Source organism: Primorskyibacter sp. S87 (assembly GCF_049801055.1).
Taxonomy (GTDB): domain Bacteria; phylum Pseudomonadota; class Alphaproteobacteria; order Rhodobacterales; family Rhodobacteraceae; genus JBNAGF01.
In genome coordinates, this window is the sequence record NZ_JBNAGF010000002.1 from 14,001 (window position 1) to 29,708 (window position 15,708).

19 protein-coding genes and 1 other RNA gene are annotated in these 15,708 nt (G+C 59.4%); 5 read left to right on the forward strand and 15 right to left on the reverse strand.

Going from position 1 to position 15,708, the window contains the following annotated elements:
• Nucleotide 1 precedes the first annotated feature (1 nt).
• Nucleotides 2–421: RNase P RNA component class A (gene rnpB, locus ACP15U_RS03470), an RNA gene on the forward strand.
• A gap of 14 nt (nucleotides 422–435) precedes the next feature.
• Here the strand turns inward: rnpB and ACP15U_RS03475 are convergent.
• Both ACP15U_RS03475 and ACP15U_RS03480 read right to left on the reverse strand, forming a co-directional pair.
• A complete protein-coding gene (locus ACP15U_RS03475) occupies nucleotides 436–807 on the reverse strand; it encodes a hypothetical protein (protein WP_425043752.1) in 372 nt (123 codons plus the stop codon).
• A 176-nt stretch (nucleotides 808–983) separates the two neighbouring features.
• On the reverse strand, nucleotides 984–1,316 hold the full coding sequence (locus tag ACP15U_RS03480; protein WP_425043753.1) for a GYD domain-containing protein: 333 nt from the start codon (nucleotides 1,314–1,316) through the stop codon (nucleotides 984–986).
• A 445-nt stretch (nucleotides 1,317–1,761) separates the two neighbouring features.
• Between ACP15U_RS03480 and rpmG the strand changes: the two genes are divergently transcribed.
• Together rpmG and ACP15U_RS03490 are read left to right on the forward strand one after the other, a co-directional pair.
• The gene (gene rpmG / locus ACP15U_RS03485) at nucleotides 1,762–1,929 is read left to right on the forward strand and encodes a 50S ribosomal protein L33 (RefSeq protein WP_039682682.1); all 168 of its coding nucleotides are present in this window, start codon (nucleotides 1,762–1,764) and stop codon (nucleotides 1,927–1,929) included.
• A 292-nt stretch (nucleotides 1,930–2,221) separates the two neighbouring features.
• Nucleotides 2,222–2,725 (forward strand): hypothetical protein, encoded by a 504-nt coding sequence (locus ACP15U_RS03490; RefSeq protein ID WP_425043754.1) that lies wholly within the window; start codon nucleotides 2,222–2,224, stop codon nucleotides 2,723–2,725.
• A gap of 87 nt (nucleotides 2,726–2,812) precedes the next feature.
• Here ACP15U_RS03490 and ACP15U_RS03495 read toward each other — a convergent pair whose 3' ends face one another.
• Nucleotides 2,813–3,535 carry a sirohydrochlorin chelatase gene (locus tag ACP15U_RS03495; protein ID WP_425043755.1) on the reverse strand — a complete coding sequence of 241 codons (723 nt, stop codon included), beginning with the start codon at nucleotides 3,533–3,535 and terminating at the stop codon, nucleotides 2,813–2,815.
• A gap of 145 nt (nucleotides 3,536–3,680) precedes the next feature.
• Here ACP15U_RS03495 and ACP15U_RS03500 point away from each other — a divergent pair, with 145 nt between their 5' ends.
• Both ACP15U_RS03500 and ACP15U_RS03505 read left to right on the forward strand, forming a co-directional pair.
• A complete protein-coding gene (locus tag ACP15U_RS03500) occupies nucleotides 3,681–4,523 on the forward strand; it encodes a peptidyl-prolyl cis-trans isomerase (RefSeq protein WP_425043756.1) in 843 nt (280 codons plus the stop codon).
• Nucleotides 4,520–5,539, forward strand: coding sequence for a HupE/UreJ family protein (locus ACP15U_RS03505; protein ID WP_425043757.1), 1,020 nt, complete (start codon nucleotides 4,520–4,522; stop codon nucleotides 5,537–5,539). The genes ACP15U_RS03500 and ACP15U_RS03505 overlap by 4 nt, the downstream gene beginning before the upstream one ends.
• Nucleotides 5,540–5,590: 51 nt before the next feature.
• On the opposite strand, the gene ACP15U_RS03510 is transcribed toward ACP15U_RS03505, so the two are convergent.
• The 12 genes from ACP15U_RS03510 to ACP15U_RS03565 all read right to left on the reverse strand — a co-directional run bounded on the left by ACP15U_RS03510 (nucleotide 5,591) and on the right by ACP15U_RS03565 (nucleotide 15,669).
• On the reverse strand, nucleotides 5,591–6,790 hold the full coding sequence (locus tag ACP15U_RS03510; protein WP_425043758.1) for a peptidoglycan DD-metalloendopeptidase family protein: 1,200 nt from the start codon (nucleotides 6,788–6,790) through the stop codon (nucleotides 5,591–5,593).
• 91 nt (nucleotides 6,791–6,881) lie between these two features.
• A complete protein-coding gene (locus ACP15U_RS03515) occupies nucleotides 6,882–7,529 on the reverse strand; it encodes a protein-L-isoaspartate(D-aspartate) O-methyltransferase (protein WP_425043759.1) in 648 nt (215 codons plus the stop codon).
• Nucleotides 7,526–8,308 carry a 5'/3'-nucleotidase SurE gene (surE, locus tag ACP15U_RS03520; protein ID WP_425043760.1) on the reverse strand — a complete coding sequence of 261 codons (783 nt, stop codon included), beginning with the start codon at nucleotides 8,306–8,308 and terminating at the stop codon, nucleotides 7,526–7,528. Before surE ends, ACP15U_RS03515 begins: the two co-directional genes overlap by 4 nt.
• A 158-nt stretch (nucleotides 8,309–8,466) precedes the next feature.
• Nucleotides 8,467–9,135 carry an SDR family NAD(P)-dependent oxidoreductase gene (locus ACP15U_RS03525; protein WP_425043761.1) on the reverse strand — a complete coding sequence of 223 codons (669 nt, stop codon included), beginning with the start codon at nucleotides 9,133–9,135 and terminating at the stop codon, nucleotides 8,467–8,469.
• 43 nt (nucleotides 9,136–9,178) lie between these two features.
• The gene (locus tag ACP15U_RS03530; RefSeq protein WP_425043762.1) at nucleotides 9,179–9,451 is read right to left on the reverse strand and encodes a hypothetical protein; all 273 of its coding nucleotides are present in this window, start codon (nucleotides 9,449–9,451) and stop codon (nucleotides 9,179–9,181) included.
• A gap of 194 nt (nucleotides 9,452–9,645) precedes the next feature.
• Nucleotides 9,646–10,206, reverse strand: a complete 561-nt coding sequence (locus ACP15U_RS03535) for a DUF2199 domain-containing protein (protein ID WP_425043763.1) — start codon at nucleotides 10,204–10,206, stop codon at nucleotides 9,646–9,648.
• Nucleotides 10,207–10,310: 104 nt separating this feature from the next.
• Entirely contained in the window at nucleotides 10,311–11,768 is a 1,458-nt protein-coding gene (gene purF / locus ACP15U_RS03540; RefSeq protein WP_425043764.1) for an amidophosphoribosyltransferase, read from the reverse strand.
• 149 nt (nucleotides 11,769–11,917) lie between these two features.
• Nucleotides 11,918–12,472 (reverse strand): CvpA family protein, encoded by a 555-nt coding sequence (locus ACP15U_RS03545; RefSeq protein WP_425043765.1) that lies wholly within the window; start codon nucleotides 12,470–12,472, stop codon nucleotides 11,918–11,920.
• A 75-nt stretch (nucleotides 12,473–12,547) separates the two neighbouring features.
• Nucleotides 12,548–13,912: a DNA repair protein RadA gene (gene radA / locus ACP15U_RS03550; RefSeq protein ID WP_425043766.1), complete on the reverse strand. Its 1,365-nt coding sequence runs from the start codon at nucleotides 13,910–13,912 to the stop codon at nucleotides 12,548–12,550.
• 77 nt (nucleotides 13,913–13,989) lie between these two features.
• The gene (locus tag ACP15U_RS03555) at nucleotides 13,990–14,439 is read right to left on the reverse strand and encodes a paraquat-inducible protein A (RefSeq protein WP_425043767.1); all 450 of its coding nucleotides are present in this window, start codon (nucleotides 14,437–14,439) and stop codon (nucleotides 13,990–13,992) included.
• A gap of 106 nt (nucleotides 14,440–14,545) precedes the next feature.
• Nucleotides 14,546–14,854, reverse strand: coding sequence for a hypothetical protein (locus ACP15U_RS03560; RefSeq protein ID WP_425043768.1), 309 nt, complete (start codon nucleotides 14,852–14,854; stop codon nucleotides 14,546–14,548).
• The gene (locus ACP15U_RS03565; RefSeq protein ID WP_425043769.1) at nucleotides 14,851–15,669 is read right to left on the reverse strand and encodes a VOC family protein; all 819 of its coding nucleotides are present in this window, start codon (nucleotides 15,667–15,669) and stop codon (nucleotides 14,851–14,853) included. Before ACP15U_RS03565 ends, ACP15U_RS03560 begins: the two co-directional genes overlap by 4 nt.
• Nucleotides 15,670–15,708: the final 39 nt, after the last annotated feature.

Below are 15,708 nucleotides of genomic sequence, written 5' to 3' on the forward strand. Positions count from 1 at the left end.
CGCGGAGGGCCGGATGGCCGCGGCAGCAATGTCGAGGAAAGTCCGGACTCCATGAAGCAACGGTGCCGGGTAACACCCGGGCGGGGCAACTCGACGGAAAGCGCCACAGAAATCAAACTACCTTGCAGGTTTCAAAGGTCCGCCTTTGGCAACGGCAGGGAAAAGGTGAAACGGTGGGGTAAGAGCCCACCGCACCCCGGGCAACCGGGGTGGCACGGCAAGCCCCACCGGGAGCAATGCCAAATAGGACCCCCGCGCGGGCCGGTCCCGGAAACGGGAGACCGCCGCTAGGCTTGCTTCAGCCGAGAGGGGTCGGGTTGGCAGCATGAACCGCTCAGCAATGTGCGGTCGAGATGAATGGTCGTCGAACGGCGGGGGAACCCGCCGGGAACAGAATCCGGCTTACAGGCCCTCCGCGCTCTTCTCGGTCTGTCCTTAATTGGCGACGTAGGTAAAGGTCTTTCCATTGCCGCGATCCCGCGTGACCTTGTGCTGGTTGCCGCTCACCGTCCACAACTGGCAGTCGGTATTCTTGCTGTGTGTTGTCAGAGTTCGGCACCAGTACCCGTCGCGCCATGCCCAGTTTCCCTTGAGCGTCTTGCCACCAAATTTGCCCTTCAAAGTCCCGTTTTTCTTAACGGTCACATAGTTCTCGTCCAAAGTGAGTTTCTTGCCCACCACAAGACTGTTGAACTCGCTTTCGGATGTTATTCGAGCAAAGTCGCCGGCGACGGCCTGCGAAGCCGCGAAGGTCAGAATGCCGGCGCAGGTCATGAGTAAACAAGTCGGTTTGATGGTTGGTGCCATTGATAATTTCCTTTTCCAAAAATTGCGCGTTTCAGAGCCGCAGCGCTCTGGCGTGGATCTGCAACTGAGGTTGCATCACCCCATCTGAAAATCTGTAAGGATGCCACGGCAAAACACATACCAGAGCCGGAACGCGAATGGTTTCCGGCTCCGATAGACGTGTCATTGCGGTTTGTTCACGAACCGGGTGGAGAGTATGCACCCGTCAGGCTTCCGGCCTTTTGAGCGATTGCCGCGAATTCATCACCGGTCCAGGCCCGCACGGTTTCAATTTTTGCAATCGATCCCGAGGCGGCCACAGCCATCCCAACAGCTACTGTGTCTGATCCATCTGGCGCTTCGCTGACGAGCACGATGTCATTTGATCCGGTGGTCATGTAAAGCGCGACGACGCGACCGCCGACCTTGTCCAGCAATGCCTGAATTGCTCCGGCCCTGTTCTCGGGTTTCGCCATGAGGCCCTGTACGCCGGATTGTGAATAGGATGCGTAGGTAATGAAAAGTGGCATGATCGTTCTCCTGAACAAAACAAGTTCGACAAATGCGCGCCTTAGGACGCACCATGGTGCCGCGTTCGATGTGTTCATTTGCGTCAGGAAGAACGAACTCAGCCGCCGGTCATGCCGCTTTCACAGCGTTTACAACCGGGTGCGCAATTCATGTTCCGATTTTCCCTCCCAACGTCAGCAGAAACGCGGACTGCGCCCGCGGGATCTTGCCCATCGCCATCAAATCACCGGTATGTTCCGGCTTGGGTATTGGGTAATGGCGGCAGCCTATCACGAATCGGTGAGCAGACCAATCACACAGGTTTTTCGCCCGACAGAGTGGAATTGGGCAATTTGCCCGGTGTCTTGCGGAATGTGGTTGACTCGGGGCCATAGCCGGGTAAAAGCGCACGCTCATAGGAATTCAACCGAAAGGCCCCTGCCTTTTCGGACGCAGGAGATAACCATGGCGAAGCCGACGACCATCAAGATCCGTCTGAACTCGACCGCGGGCACGGGCCACTTCTACGTGACCAAGAAAAACGCTCGCACCATGACCGAAAAAATGGTCGTGCGTAAGTACGACCCGGTTGCACGCAAGCATGTCGAATACAAAGAAGGCAAGATCAAGTAAGCCTTCCAGACGATATTCTATTAAAAAGCCGCGCCCTCGAGCGCGGCTTTTTCTTTTTCGGGTTTGCAGTCTGGGACTGTATCGGCTCGCGCTCTGGTTTGCCGCAATTTGGCCGTGATCCTGTGATATGTTCGGTTTCGGACGGGCATCGGGACGTTGCCCAATCCCCTCAGTTTTTTCTGCTGTCCGAGCGCCGGGCAGAGGAGGCTTGTCAGATGTCCCCGGCTGCCGCTACGCTCACGCCGACCGCTTCAAGTCTTCGCCACGAAACCCAAATGCCCGGTAGATTGCCATGAGAAACCTAGTTCTACTTCCCGTCCTTGCTGCCGCGACCCTTGTTTCCGCCTGTGACGGATGGCGATATCGCGAAGGGGTGGGGTTCACCGGTATCGACGGCGAGCCAAAGACCTTTGAGCAGGCCAATGTTCAACTGGTTTCCCGTGGGGCCAGTGTTTCGGCAGAACTGGCCGGTGTTGCACCCATTGCTCTGCAGGCCAAAGGAAGCAGTCAGGAAGATCTTGCCAAGGTGGCGCTGGCAAACGGTGGCAGGAGGCCGCCGCAGGCCGTCGAGGTTGGAATGGGTGACCGGATGATGATGCTGAGCAACGTGTCAGTGAACGGGACACTTTTTGCGGTTCTTCGCGCGCCGGAAGGTGAACGGGTTCGCCTGAGTGAAAATGCCGGCACGGCCTTCGTTTCCGCTGTGCCGCGTCTTACTGGTTGCTTGCCCAAGGGAAATGCCTATTCGCAAGGCCGTCGGCCAAGCGCACTGGCCGTTGCGGTGGATTGCCGCTGACCGGTATCCGGTGAGACACAGCAATTTAGGTATGGCGCCGCCGCTTAGCCGGCGGCGTTGGTGTATCCGGGACCCGGAAACGCCGACCTAGCGAACCAATGATCCATCAGCTTTTTCGCCGATCCCGGCCGCTTCCAGCGAACGGGCTATCAGCATCGGCGCGCCCGGCAATTCACCAAGCACCGGGAGAAGACAACCTTTGAACTGTGCGGCAGTCAGCTCTTGCGGCACGTCTTCCTGCGCGTGACCACCAGATCTGGCAAAAAACGGAAGACACAGTGATTTCACTCCGACCCCAGTTGCGGCGGATTTGATCGAAGGCGGCTCTTCGACGAATCCCGGGTGCACGGGACATTTTAGTCGCGCAGACAGGGCGGTCGCATAATCCGCCGCAATTCGGGCTGGTTCCCGGCTGCGCCCGGATCCATGCGCGGCCAGAACGACTTCGACATCCGGCAAGTCCCAACCCTGTTCCGATGCGGCACGGCGCAAAGCAACTTCACCCAAATCAATCAGCCTGGGATCCAGGCCGAACGGGTCAAGAACCTGTGCCGGTCGCTGGCTCATCCGCTTCGGCAGAACCGAAGTGACAAACCAGCCTTTGGCCATGAACATTGGGTAGACAAGGATATTCTCGGGAAGTGAAGCTAGCGCGGCCTCCAACGATCCCGGCGCGGCCAATGTTGCCGATTGCACTGTCCACCCGGACAACAGATCGCGCACTGCCGCCGCCAATTTCGCCAACCTTTGTTCGGCTGGGTCCGGTTCGGAGGGTTGTCCGTGGGCAACAATAAGGGCAGAACGGGTCATAGTCGGTTTCCAACAGGTAACGTTGCCCCAAAGATGAAGCAGGGTAAGAAAAAGTCCAAGATCGTCGCGATATAGCGCTTCAGGCTGTTGTTTTCCAACACGGAATTCCTAAGACTTAGCATGTCATTTCATTTAGGGCGGGCCTATGCGCAGGTTTCTCAAAGAACCGGTTTTTCACTTTGCAATCATGGGGCTTGCCCTGTTTGCCTACTTCAAGCTGGCGGATGAAGAAGCACAGAAACCAGGTGATACTGAAATACAGATCACCGAAGAGGATGCCGAGCGGCTGATCCGGCAGTATGGCGACACCTGGGGGCGGTTTCCCCGTCCCGAGGAGTTGTCGGCGCTGATTGACAGCATGGTGCGCGAAGAGATTCTGGTCCGCGAGGCATTGTCTCTCGGGCTGGATCGTGGCGATGCTACGATCCGAAACCGCTTGCAGCAGAAGATGCAGTTCCTGACCGAATCCGCGGCCCACGCCCTGGAACCTGATGATCTGACTCTTCAAGAGCATCTTGAGGAGAATGCCGACCGGTTCCGTAAACCGCCCAGCGTCGCGTTTATACAAGTGTATTTGGGGGAGAAGCCCACAATCCAGCAAGTGACCGAAATACGTTCGGCTCTTGATGCCGGCGAGGATCCCGCGACGCTTGGGCAACCCACGATGTTGCCCGTGCAGGTGCCTCCGGCGCGGCAGGCACAGGTGGATGGAAGTTTCGGAAATGGCGTTTTCGCTGCAATCGTCGCTCAGCCGGTGGGCGAGTGGTCAGAGCCGTTGCAATCCGGTTTTGGTTGGCACCTTGTGAAATTGACCGATCTGGACGAAGGGTCCCTCCCTCTGCTTGAAGAGTTACGCGACAAGGTTTTGTTCGATTGGCGGCGGGTTCAGGCGGACACTCTTGCCGAGTTGCAGTACCAAGCTCTCAGTAAATCCTATCAGGTATCTGTGCCCGACGATCAGGCCTTGCAGCAGCTGGTAGCGCAATGAAGGCGCTGTTCCGCAGCCTGATCTTGTTGCTGAGCCTGATGGCTGGGCAGGCAGCCGCACATGCGCTGGATCCCGGTTATCTTCAGATCCAGTCGTTGGACGCGGCGAATGGCGGTGAGACCTATCAGATCTTCTGGCGTAAACCTGACGTAAAGGGCAAGCCGATGCCGATTGAGGCCCGGTTGCCGGAAAACTGCGCTCCGGCGATGGCCCCGGTGGATCCAAGGTTTGACGGACGTGCATGGGTGCAGGGGTGGGTTGCCAGCTGCCCCGGTGGCTTTGGCGGCCGGGATCTCGTGATCGAGGGGCTTGAGAGCACGCGGACGGATGTTCTGATCCGACTCGATAGCGGCGAAGCCTCGGTGACCACACGGGTTACGGCTGCACGCCCCTCAATGGTGGCTCCGGCAGTGATGTCCGGTCGGCAGGTATTCACCAGCTATCTCGGTCTGGGGTTTGAACACATCCTCGAAGGGCTGGATCACCTGTTGTTCGTTTTTGCATTGCTGGTGCTGATCCGCGACCCATGGCGGTTGGCCGGGGCGATTACCGCGTTCACGGTTGCCCATTCCATTACACTGGCGCTTGCGACGCTAGGGGTTTTGCAGGTGCCGTCGCCTCCGGTCGAGGCCATCATTGCGCTGTCGATCGTTCTGCTCGCTGTCGAGATCCTGCGCCGCCGCAAGGGGGCCGAACAGCTAACCGAGCAATATCCTTGGATCATTTCCTTCAGTTTCGGCTTGCTGCACGGGCTTGGATTTGCAGGGGCTCTATCCGAGATTGGCCTTCCTGAGGGCGATATCCCATTGGCCCTTCTGGCCTTCAATCTTGGGGTCGAGGCGGGTCAACTCACTTTTGTGGCCGTAGTGCTTCTGGCCTTTGCGGTCCTGAGGGCTGTTCTGCCGCGATTTGCCAATGCGCTGCACGCGCCCGAAGCTGTTGGCAGCCTCGTCATGGGATACGCTATTGGCGGGATATCGGTCTATTGGCTGGCTGAGCGGGTGGCCGGGTTCTGAAAACGGTACGACCCGGGGCCACGTTTTGCACAGCTTGTCAGATCTAAGGTCTCACTGCAGATACGGCATCGGGTCTACACTGTCGAAGCCGTCCCGAACTTCGAAATGAACATAGGCATTATCGCCCGACCGCAGCTCGGCAAGCTTTTGGCCGCGCTTGACCCGATCGCCTTTCTTGACTGCGATATTGTCGACATTTGCATAGACCGTCAGCAAGTTGTTCTGGTGGCGGACCACGATTATCGGAACCTTGTCCGCGTCCTCGGTAATGGCCGCGACAGTCCCGGAGTCAGCAGCAGCCACGGCGCTGCCTGCGGCAGCCGCAATGTCGATTCCTTCGTTCCGACCCTTGGAGTAGGTGCGGATGATCTTGCCCTGAACGGGCAGCGCCATCCGGGCCGCGCTGGCTTGGGTGGGCTCATCGATCTTGACCGTTTCCGGTTCCTTGGCCTTGGCGACCGGTTCCACTTTCTCGTCAGGCAACGGCGTAGTCGCGCTTGGCGGGGTGGGGGTTGGCGATCCGGATCCGGGCTGGGTAACCGCAGCTGCGGTGCCCGCGGCTGCCAGAGGCGCTCCTGCGCTGCCCGAGGGGGCGGCCTGATCCTTTACCGGGATCAAAAGATACTGGCCTTCTCTGATTGCGAAATCAGATCCAAGCCCGTTCCACTCTGCCAGTGCCTTGACGGGAACCTGATACAGCCGCGAGATCGTATAGGCCGTTTCGCCGCGCGCAACCTTGTGGCGGACCGGTTCGGGGCCGACGGGCGGTTTCGGTTTGGGGGCGCTCTGTTGCGCCGGTTGCAGCGTTGTCGTTTCAACCGGGGTTGTGTCAGGTGCGCTGTCAATGGCGCTGGAGGCAAGGCTCTCGATATCCACTCCTCCCGGGCTGGTTCCGGAGTCGGGCACACGGCGGGGCAGAGCAAGGACTTCGCCCTCGCGCAACTGCACGTCCGGCTGAAGCCCGTTGAAGCGGGCGACTTCGCCGGCCGGCAGTCCAGCCCGTGTTGCCACATCGGTCACGGTATCTCCGCGCCGGGCCACTGCCACCTGATAGTTCGGATATGATATCACCCCGCGACTATCCGGCTTCGGGCGGGATGCGGTCGAGGCGGATTGGGCAGCCGGAGCGGTGCTGAACCCGCCGACATTGCCGCGAAGGTCGAAATCCAGCGGTTCGGTGCAGCCCGCGACCAGCAGGGCCGTTGCGCCGGCCGCACATACATGGCGGGAAAATCCGAAGGGAAAAGTCATCTCGGTGTCCTCAAAAGCGGTCCCCCTTTTGCGGCGGGGGTTTGCGTCTACTCGTCCTGTTGCTCGGTTCTGTGCTCATCTTGCCCAGACTTCAGCCTTCTTTGCCCAGTCCCTCGAGCAGGGGGACAAAACGAACGGGCCGGAGTTCGTCATATTCATAACCGGTCTCCGTCCTGCGTACGCGGATCAGTGTCTGAACCGTGTCCGACTGGCCGACCGGCACCACCATGATACCGCCAATTCGCAATTGCGCCAAGAGCGGCCCGGGTGGGTCTTCGGCGGCGGCGGTCACGATGATACGATCGAACGGCGCCTGCTCGGGCAGCCCATGTGATCCGTCTGCGGTGATGGCAGTGATATTCGGCAGGTGCAGGCTTTCGAAAATCTCGCGTGCCTCGCGCACTAGACGGGCATGGCGGTCGACCGTGTATACCCTGCGGGCCAGCTTGCTGAGGATCGCAGCCTGATAGCCCGAACCGGTCCCGACTTCGAGTACCTTGTCGCGCGGGTTGACCTGCAGCGCCTGCGTCATGATCCCGACGACAGAAGGCTGACTGATCGTCTGACCGCAGGCGATCGGCAGCGGCATGTCCTCATAGGCGCGCTGCGCAAAGATCCCTCGGGTGAACGGGCCGCGATCTATGCTTTCGATCACGCTGAGCACTCGCGCGTCGGTCACGCCCTTGGAGCGCAGAGCAAACAGGAACTGCATTTTGGTTTCGGGATCGAGGCCGCTCATTCGATTGCCTTCAGGGCCTCCAGCGTCGCGTGACAGGTCAGATCAGCGCGCATTGGCGTGACCGAGATGTAGCCCTCCAGATTGACGGCGGCGTCCGAGCCCGGTTCCGTATCGACATGCTGATTGCCGCCCTTGATCCACATGAAACGCTTTCCTGAAGGGGAAAAGTGCGGTTCAGCCGAAAAACAGCTCCCGCGTCGGAAACCTTGTGGTGCAACCCGGGCACCCCGAACGTCATGCGGCAGAACGGGCGGAAAATTCACATTGTAGAACAGGCGGTAGTCTGCATCATCCCGGGGTGTTGCCGACAGGATTTTCCGGATCAGGTCCGGACCGTGCAGCACTGCGGTGTCGAACGGAGCGTCAGCCTTGTAATTGGCCGGTCCGAAATACTGCGACAACGCGATCGAAGGGATGCCCTGAAGCGCACCTTCCATGGCTCCGCCGAGCGTGCCCGAATACAAGGCGTTCTCGGCCGAGTTGTTGCCCCGGTTCACACCGGACAAGATCAGGTCGGGCGGTGCGTCCTTGAGAACTTCGTGTAGCCCAACCAGAACACAATCGGCCGGTGATCCCTCGGCGGCAAATCGGCGATGACCCAGTTCCGAGAACAGCATCGGGTGCGTGTAGCTGATGCAATGGCCAACACCGGATTGTTCGAAAGCTGGGGCGACGGTCCAGACCTCGCCCTGCGTTCCGGCAAGGTCTGATGCAATCCGGTGCAACGCTTCCAGCCCCGGCGCGTTGATGCCGTCGTCATTGGTGATCAGAATTCGCATGATCCGCCCTATTGCTCGACCCGTTTCCACCACCCGTGTTTCCACGCGGCCGCCCATCTTGGTTCTGCATAGGATGCAAGGTCTGCCGGGGCAAGAGTATCTGCGTTTTGTAGACCTGTCTTTGGTGGGAAGGTCACAGTTTAAAAGCGACGCCGGACTCAGTCTGCGAGGATTTCGGGCAGCAGGCGGGCGGCTTCCTCTCCGGGGCGCATCAGCTTTTCCCGATCTTCGCCGGGGAAGAACCGGGCGCGCATGGCGGTCGCGATCGGTCGGGGCGACAAGATCCTAACTTTCGGACCAGTGCGTTCGGTTTCGGCCTGCCACGACCGTGCCAGCGCGATCTGGCCCGACTTTGTCGCGCCGTAGGATGAAAAGAACTTTTCCCCGCCTCGGGCATCGTCGAAGAACACAGCGGTTCCGGTTTCACCCAGCAACGGGGAAACATAAGGGATCAGCACCGACGTCGCGTTGAGGTTAATCGAAACTGATTTCCCCCAATCCTTCGGGTCGATGAAATTGGCGGGGGTCAGAGGCGCGCTGTGGACCGCAGTATGAATCCACAAGTCTAGTTTACCCCAACGGTCATGGATTCCGCGGCACAGCGTGGCCATCGCCTCGGGAACGGCAATATCCATCGGCGCCAACGTGGTGCTGCCGCCCTTTGATTTGATACGGTCGTCCAACTCTTCCAGCGCGCCCGTGGTGCGGGCAACGGCGACGATATGGTGAGTGGGGGCAAGAGCCTCGGCCAACGCCGCGCCCAATCCTCGCGATGCGCCAGTGATCAGCGCAACCCGCGCGTCATTATCGGATGTGTTCTCGGTCATGCGCGCGGTTTGGCGGCTTGCGCGGGCCGGGTCAAGAGGCCATTCAGTCGCCGGGGATCTGGATCCGCTTCGTGCTCCCGGTCCGATGCACCATTACGCCATCCTTGTCGATCGCCACGATCCGGCCCGATTCGAGCCGGGATCCGTTCTGCACGGTCTTGATACGACCACCGGGAAGGCGCACCATCGCTTTCATCTTGCCTGCCGGTCCGAACACCCCGAGAAGGCTCATCGCGTTCGTGTCCAGAGCACCGGCCTGTGTGGCCGACGCTGCTACGCGCGCCGGGACTTTGCCGGCGCCAATCAGTTTTGCCATGTCTTCCTTGTGGGCGACGCGAGCATCGCCCGTTCCGTTGATGAGTGGTTGAGCAGGCCCATACAGAGATTCAGCGCGAGAGAATAGAGATGCTGCGTCGCAGCAGCAGAAAACCGCGCGGGGCAGGGCAAGCGCTGGGCAGAGGGTTGCCTGTGCCGCAACGTCAACCTGCAGCGGTTCCCGGACGGACCGTGTCAGGCATCGAAAATGAGTGATCCCACGTCGTGACCAAAGGCGTGTAGCCATTCGAACACGGAATCAATCGGCATTTCATCCTGTTGCAGATCTGTAAGCGGGTGATCGGCTTCGGTGATCTGGAATTCCGGCCGTTCGGCACCGGGCGCAAGGTGGGCCAAGCACGCCACGGGTCCTTCGTCATTGACCGGCAACGGATTCGCCAGCCACCCCTCCATGGCTTCAAGCGCCTCCTCTCCGCCCATAAGAGAGGCCGTAACGTGATGTTCGAACGCATCGGGTGACAACTGAACCCAGATGCCCAGAACCAACTCGGCCCCGGCGCTCCTGATCGGCAGCACCAACTGCCCTCGGATAAACCGGGATTCGTCCAGACGGCAGAAATCCTGTGTGAGAACATCGCCAAACTCGCCCAGCAGTGCGCTGTTGTCGAGCACGGGCAGGTCAAGCGGGCAAATGCCGGGGCGGTCAAAGTCGAGATTCAGAAGCTCTCGGAAACTCGCCCCGCAGCAGCGGCAGGTCCGCACACCCGTCAGCAGTCGTGAAATATGGGCGTCCAAAGACGGATCCTTTCCTGCGCCACCCCAAAAAGGAATTCGGGCGCGATGAGTAGCTAGGAGCATGCCTGCATTCGGCAAGCATGTCGCTGTTTGGAATTTTCAGATTACTCCGCCGCGGGTTTGACCTTGAAACCTTGCTCGATCATGTCCGAAGGCTCGACCGGATACTGCCCCGAGAAGCAGGCATCGCAGTATTGCGGGCAGGCCGCATCCCGGCCTTGAGCTTCGCCCACGGCACGGTAGAGGCCATCGAGCGAAATGAACTTGAGGCTGTCAACGGCCAGATGCCGCACCATTTCTTCTTCCGACATGGTCGCCGCCAGCAGCTTTTCCCGCTCGGGCGTGTCGACGCCATAAAAACAGGGCCAGGCGGTCGGCGGTGATGCAATCCGGAAATGCACCTCCTTGGCGCCGGCATCCAAGATCATCTCTTTGATCTTGCGGCTGGTGGTGCCGCGCACAACGGAATCGTCGACAAGGATAACTCTTTTGCCCTCGATCAGCGCGCGATTGACGTTGAGCTTGAGGCGCACGCCCATATTTCGAATTTGTTCGGTGGGCTCGATGAAGGTGCGGCCCATGTACTGATTGCGGATAATCCCCATCGCATAGGGAATACCGCTTTCCAGCGAGTAGCCGATGGCAGCTGGTGTTCCGCTGTCTGGAACCGGGCAGACGATGTCGGCGTCGACCGGGGCTTCCTTGGCCAGTTCGCGACCGATGCTTTCGCGTGTCTCATAGACAGAACGCCCCCCGAGAATGGAATCGGGGCGAGAAAAATAGACATGCTCGAAGATGCAGAACTTAGATGGCTGAGGCCGGAACGGGCGCTGGCTTTCGATGCCGGCAGCAGTAATGACAACCATTTCTCCGGGATCGATTTCGCGGATGAATTCCGCGCCGATGATGTCGAGGGCGCAAGTTTCCGATGATAGGCACCAGCCTTCTCCGATCTTTCCGAGAACCAGCGGCCGCACACCCATAGGATCGCGCACTCCGATCAGCTTGGTGCGGGTCATCGCGACGACCGAGAACGCACCCTCGACCCGTCGCAGCGCATCCTCCATCCGTTCGGGGATATTGCGTTGCAGGGACCGGGCCATCAGGTGAATGATGCATTCGCTGTCTGAGGAAGACTGAAAGATCGACCCGCGTTCGATCAGTTCTTTGCGAAGGGAAACAGCATTGGTGATGTTGCCGTTATGGGCAATCGCCGCGCCGCCCATCGAAAACTCGCCAAAAAATGGCTGCACGTCGCGGATCGCAGTCTGTCCTTTGCTGCCGGCGGTCGAATACCGGACATGGCCGATCGCAATCGGACCCGGTAAGGTCTGCATGATATTTTGTGACGTGAAATTGTCGCGGACATACCCAAAACGACGCGCATTGTTGAAGCCTTGTTCAGGGTCGTGGCTGACAATGCCTCCGGCTTCCTGCCCCCTGTGTTGCAGGGCATGCAGGCCGAGGGCGACAAAGTTGGCGGCGTCTTTCACGCCGACGACGCCGAAAACGCCGCATTCCTCGCGTAGCTTGTCGTCATCAAAGGGATGGGCGGGGGGCATCTGCGGGCTTTGCAAGGCAGGCAGCTCCGAATCCTAGATCGCTGGTCGCTCTCCACATAATGACTCAGCTGGCCGGAGTCACCAAAGGATCACGAAGTTTCTGCCCCTAGTGCAGTTTCGACGCAGGCTGAACTGCAATTGCCAGCCTCTTACTGGCTACAGGCGCCAACCAGACCTTCGTATTGCTGAGTAATCCAGCCAAGTGCCTGTTCGGGATTCTGTTCTTCGATCTTGCCAGTCATGCGCTCGAACACAGCGGCCGAGCGGCTTTCGTCCACCAGCGTGAAGTTCTGGCCGGTCATCACCGAGTCATAGACAAAGAAGGCAATTGCAACCAACAGGATGCCGCGCGCAACGCCAAAGAGGAAACCCAGCCCCTGATCTAATCCACCAAGAGCAGATCGCTGAACCAGAGATGAGAACAACGGCGTGAAAAAACTGACAACGATCAGGGCCACCGCGAATACGGCTGCAAAAGCGGTAATCACGCTCAACTCACAGCTATCGCGCAAGAATTCGCCGATTACGGGAACCTCGCGGATCAATGGCTCGACCTGAGGGGCGAAAATGAAGGCCAGAACCGCGGCAGCGACCCAGCCTGCGATGGCCATTGCTTCGCGCACGAGACCGCGGGAATAGGCCAGCAGTGCCGAGACTACGATCACAAGGGCGACAACCCCGTCGATGATGGTGAAACCTTCCATGGCTCTCGCCGTCTCCTGTCCTGCGCTCTACATGCCGTCGCGTATGCGGCTTGGCTTTACGATCCGATCAAACCTTTACCCGGCCCCGAATACCTCCCCGACAAATCCTGTCAGGTCGGTGGCGCGAATGAGGTTCAGACCGCCCCCCGAACCGGTTTTTCCGCCAGCCGGGGCAATGGCCGAGGTGAAACCAAGTTTTTGCGCTTCTTTCAACCTGTTTTCGGTCTGCGGTGCCGGGCGAAGGGCCCCAGAGAGAGATATTTCGCCGAAAACCACCGTATCCGAGGGCAGGGAGGCGTCTTCTCGGGCACTCAGGAGGGCGGCGGCAACTGCCAGATCTGCGGCGGGCTCGGAAACCCGCATACCCCCGGCCACGTTGAGATAAACGTCAAGTCCGGCGAAAGGAATTCCGCACCGCGCCTCCAGTACCGCGAGGATCATGGCGAGCCTGCCGCCGTCCCAACCGACAACAGTTCGGCGAGGTTGCGAATGTGGCGATGGAGCAACAAGAGCCTGCAGTTCGACAAGCACCGGTCGCGTGCCCTCAATTCCAGCAAACACCGCCGAGCCCGGGCTGGGTTCGCCGCGTTCGGACAGGAACAGGGCGGACGGGTTGGAGACTTCGGCCAGACCCGCGCCGGTCATTTCAAACACGCCGATTTCATCGGCCGGGCCAAAGCGATTCTTGACCGCACGCAGGATCCGGAACTGGTGACCGCGTTCGCCTTCAAAATAGAGAACGGTATCGACCATATGCTCTACCACCCTCGGACCGGCGATCTGGCCGTCCTTGGTGACGTGGCCGACCATGATGATCGACACGCCGTGGCGTTTGGCGAATGACGTTAGTTCATGTGCGGCGGCGCGGACCTGACTGACCGAGCCCGGCGCGCTCTCGACATTGTCTGCCCACATGGTCTGGATCGAATCGATTATCGCAAGTTGCGGGCGCTCAGCCTCCAACGTGGTCAGGATATCGCGCAGATTCGTTTCGGCAGCCAACTGGACAGGTGCCTTGTCCAGCCCGAGGCGCCGTGCCCGCATCCGAACCTGTGCCGAAGCTTCTTCGCCCGAGACGTAAAGAGTTTTCAGACCAGAGGTGGCGAATTTAGCGGCGGCCTGCAGCAGGAGCGTGGATTTGCCAATTCCGGGGTCGCCGCCAACAAGGATTGCCGACGCCGGAACAAGCCCGCCACCAAGAACCCGGTCAAGTTCATCCAACCCGCTCAGCGTGCGTGGCGGTGGGGTCTCTTCGGTCGAAAGGTCGGTCAGTTCAATCGCTTTCCCACGTTTTCCGCCCAGAGATTTCGAGGCAGGACCGGCGGAAAGCGGGCGATCCTCGGCGATGGTGTTCCACGCGCCACATCCTTCGCAACGCCCGGACCATTTCGAGAACGAGGAACCGCAGGAAGAGCAGGAAAAGGACTTTGTCTTGGCCATGATGGTGTTGTGCCTCAGCCGGGCAAGCGGCTCAACCGGTGATTTCAGGTGCTGCTCAAGTGTCTGGTTTGGGTGGATCAATCAACAGCGGGTTCGCGGTTTTGCCTTTCGGTCAGGACACCCAAAGCGATAGAGCCAAGGATGCAGGCCGTAAAGAGATAGAGCCCCCATGCCGTTTCGATTGTTGCGTAGGAAATGCCCTTGGCCAGCGTGATGTAGAGGGCGATGAGAAAGACATCGGCCATAGCCAGTTTGCCCAGAACATGCAGAGCGGGCAAGGCACGTGGATCAAGCAGGTTCCATTGAACAAGCGCCAACCCTATCGTCTTGAGATAGGGCGCAAAGATCGCAAAGGCCGTGACGATCAGAGCAAGGATCACGTCGCTGTCCCAAAGCGACTGCAGGCCGGTTATTACGCTGATTTCGCTGAGGCCGAAGATCGGCAGCAGACCGGCCCGCATAAGTGGTGCAAACCAGGCGATGGGATAAAGGATCAGTAGCGAAAGCGTGGCAATGCGGAGGGGCATACAGATCCGGTAGTGTTGTTAAGTGGTTCCTACCAACTAGTCATCCGGCCGTCTGATTGAAAGGCCGGATGCGGCATTTGTCTCGACGGATCTTTCGTGGCTGGCGTCAGAAAAGATCTGCGCCGCCAAAGTCCCCGCCGCCAATATCACCGCCGAAACCGCCGCCAATGTCAGGTTCCGGGAAGCTCGGCAGGGGCACTGCGATTGGCGGTTCCGGTGCAATCGGCAGTTCGACCTCCGGAAAATCAGGATCCGGCGGAATGACGATCGGCGGTCGGTCATAATAGCGCCAGTAGGGGCTGTAGCCGATACCGGCATGAACGCGTGCCGAGCCCGTGCTTTTCATGCAACCCGATAAGCTTGTGGCCACAAGAGCAAGTGCTGCGGTCAAAAGGAAAGTGCGCGATCTGGTCATTGAGCCAATCCCTTCCGCGTTACGATGCCAATGGCCGCCCCCGTCGGATCCAGAAGGATTGCGGCCTCGCCCTCCCGTGTCAGCAGACCACCACCCAGCGATCTGGCGCTGGCAATCGTGGCCTCGAGATCGGCTACCAGAACATATGGCAGCCAGTTCGGCTCAACCTGTGAACGGGGAACACGAACAAGACCTGCGCGGGTCCTGCCGGCCTTGGTAAAGATGGTGAACTTACCGGATTTCCGGGTCTCGAACCCTACGAGTTCGCGATAGAAATGCCTGGCCCGCGAGGTGTTGTCTGTCAGCAAATCGACCCAAACCCAGCTGTTTAGCGTCAGCCCGTCGCTTCGCGGAACCCCGGCAGACCCGTCGTAAAGCGTTAGTGTTGCGCCCGAATTGTCGGAAATTGCAGCAAAAACCCCACGCCCCTCGGTGTCCAGGCGCTGGGATAGTTTCCCGCCAAGTGACTCTGTGGTGTGTATCGCTGCCAAAGTGTCAGACACGCTCAGAACCGGCTCCCATTTGGATTCAGCCCGTTGCTCGCCACCGATCACGCTCACCAGTCCGCCGATGAAGGCGCCATTCGAGGATATGAGCTCGGTATCCTCCCCGAGCGGTTTGGAGAATCTCCAGCCAAACAAATCTGAATAGAAGCCCCGCGCCACATCCGGCGTTTCGGTAACAAGATCGAACCAGGCGAAACTGCCCGGATCGTTGGTTTGACGCATAGTCGGTGTGCATGCGGTCAGCAAAAGGCAGAGGCCGGTCAGCACCAGCCATCGCGAAGTTTGGAAACTTCCAATCCGGTTCGGCATTTATTCCCCCGAAATCAAGCAGCATGATCCCGATGACCA

Coding starts and splice junctions, on each gene's coding strand:
- ACP15U_RS03475 (WP_425043752.1), bottom strand. CDS start 807: ATGGCACCAACCATCAAACCGACTTGTTTACTCATGACCTGCGCCGGC.
- ACP15U_RS03480 (WP_425043753.1), bottom strand. CDS start 1,316: ATGCCACTTTTCATTACCTACGCATCCTATTCACAATCCGGCGTACAG.
- rpmG (WP_039682682.1), top strand. CDS start 1,762: ATGGCGAAGCCGACGACCATCAAGATCCGTCTGAACTCGACCGCGGGC.
- ACP15U_RS03490 (WP_425043754.1), top strand. CDS start 2,222: ATGAGAAACCTAGTTCTACTTCCCGTCCTTGCTGCCGCGACCCTTGTT.
- ACP15U_RS03495 (WP_425043755.1), bottom strand. CDS start 3,535: ATGACCCGTTCTGCCCTTATTGTTGCCCACGGACAACCCTCCGAACCG.
- ACP15U_RS03500 (WP_425043756.1), top strand. CDS start 3,681: ATGCGCAGGTTTCTCAAAGAACCGGTTTTTCACTTTGCAATCATGGGG.
- ACP15U_RS03505 (WP_425043757.1), top strand. CDS start 4,520: ATGAAGGCGCTGTTCCGCAGCCTGATCTTGTTGCTGAGCCTGATGGCT.
- ACP15U_RS03510 (WP_425043758.1), bottom strand. CDS start 6,790: ATGACTTTTCCCTTCGGATTTTCCCGCCATGTATGTGCGGCCGGCGCA.
- ACP15U_RS03515 (WP_425043759.1), bottom strand. CDS start 7,529: ATGAGCGGCCTCGATCCCGAAACCAAAATGCAGTTCCTGTTTGCTCTG.
- surE (WP_425043760.1), bottom strand. CDS start 8,308: ATGCGAATTCTGATCACCAATGACGACGGCATCAACGCGCCGGGGCTG.
- ACP15U_RS03525 (WP_425043761.1), bottom strand. CDS start 9,135: ATGACCGAGAACACATCCGATAATGACGCGCGGGTTGCGCTGATCACT.
- ACP15U_RS03530 (WP_425043762.1), bottom strand. CDS start 9,451: ATGGCAAAACTGATTGGCGCCGGCAAAGTCCCGGCGCGCGTAGCAGCG.
- purF (WP_425043764.1), bottom strand. CDS start 11,768: ATGCCCCCCGCCCATCCCTTTGATGACGACAAGCTACGCGAGGAATGC.
- ACP15U_RS03545 (WP_425043765.1), bottom strand. CDS start 12,472: ATGGAAGGTTTCACCATCATCGACGGGGTTGTCGCCCTTGTGATCGTA.
- radA (WP_425043766.1), bottom strand. CDS start 13,912: ATGGCCAAGACAAAGTCCTTTTCCTGCTCTTCCTGCGGTTCCTCGTTC.
- ACP15U_RS03555 (WP_425043767.1), bottom strand. CDS start 14,439: ATGCCCCTCCGCATTGCCACGCTTTCGCTACTGATCCTTTATCCCATC.
- ACP15U_RS03560 (WP_425043768.1), bottom strand. CDS start 14,854: ATGACCAGATCGCGCACTTTCCTTTTGACCGCAGCACTTGCTCTTGTG.
- ACP15U_RS03565 (WP_425043769.1), bottom strand. CDS start 15,669: ATGCCGAACCGGATTGGAAGTTTCCAAACTTCGCGATGGCTGGTGCTG.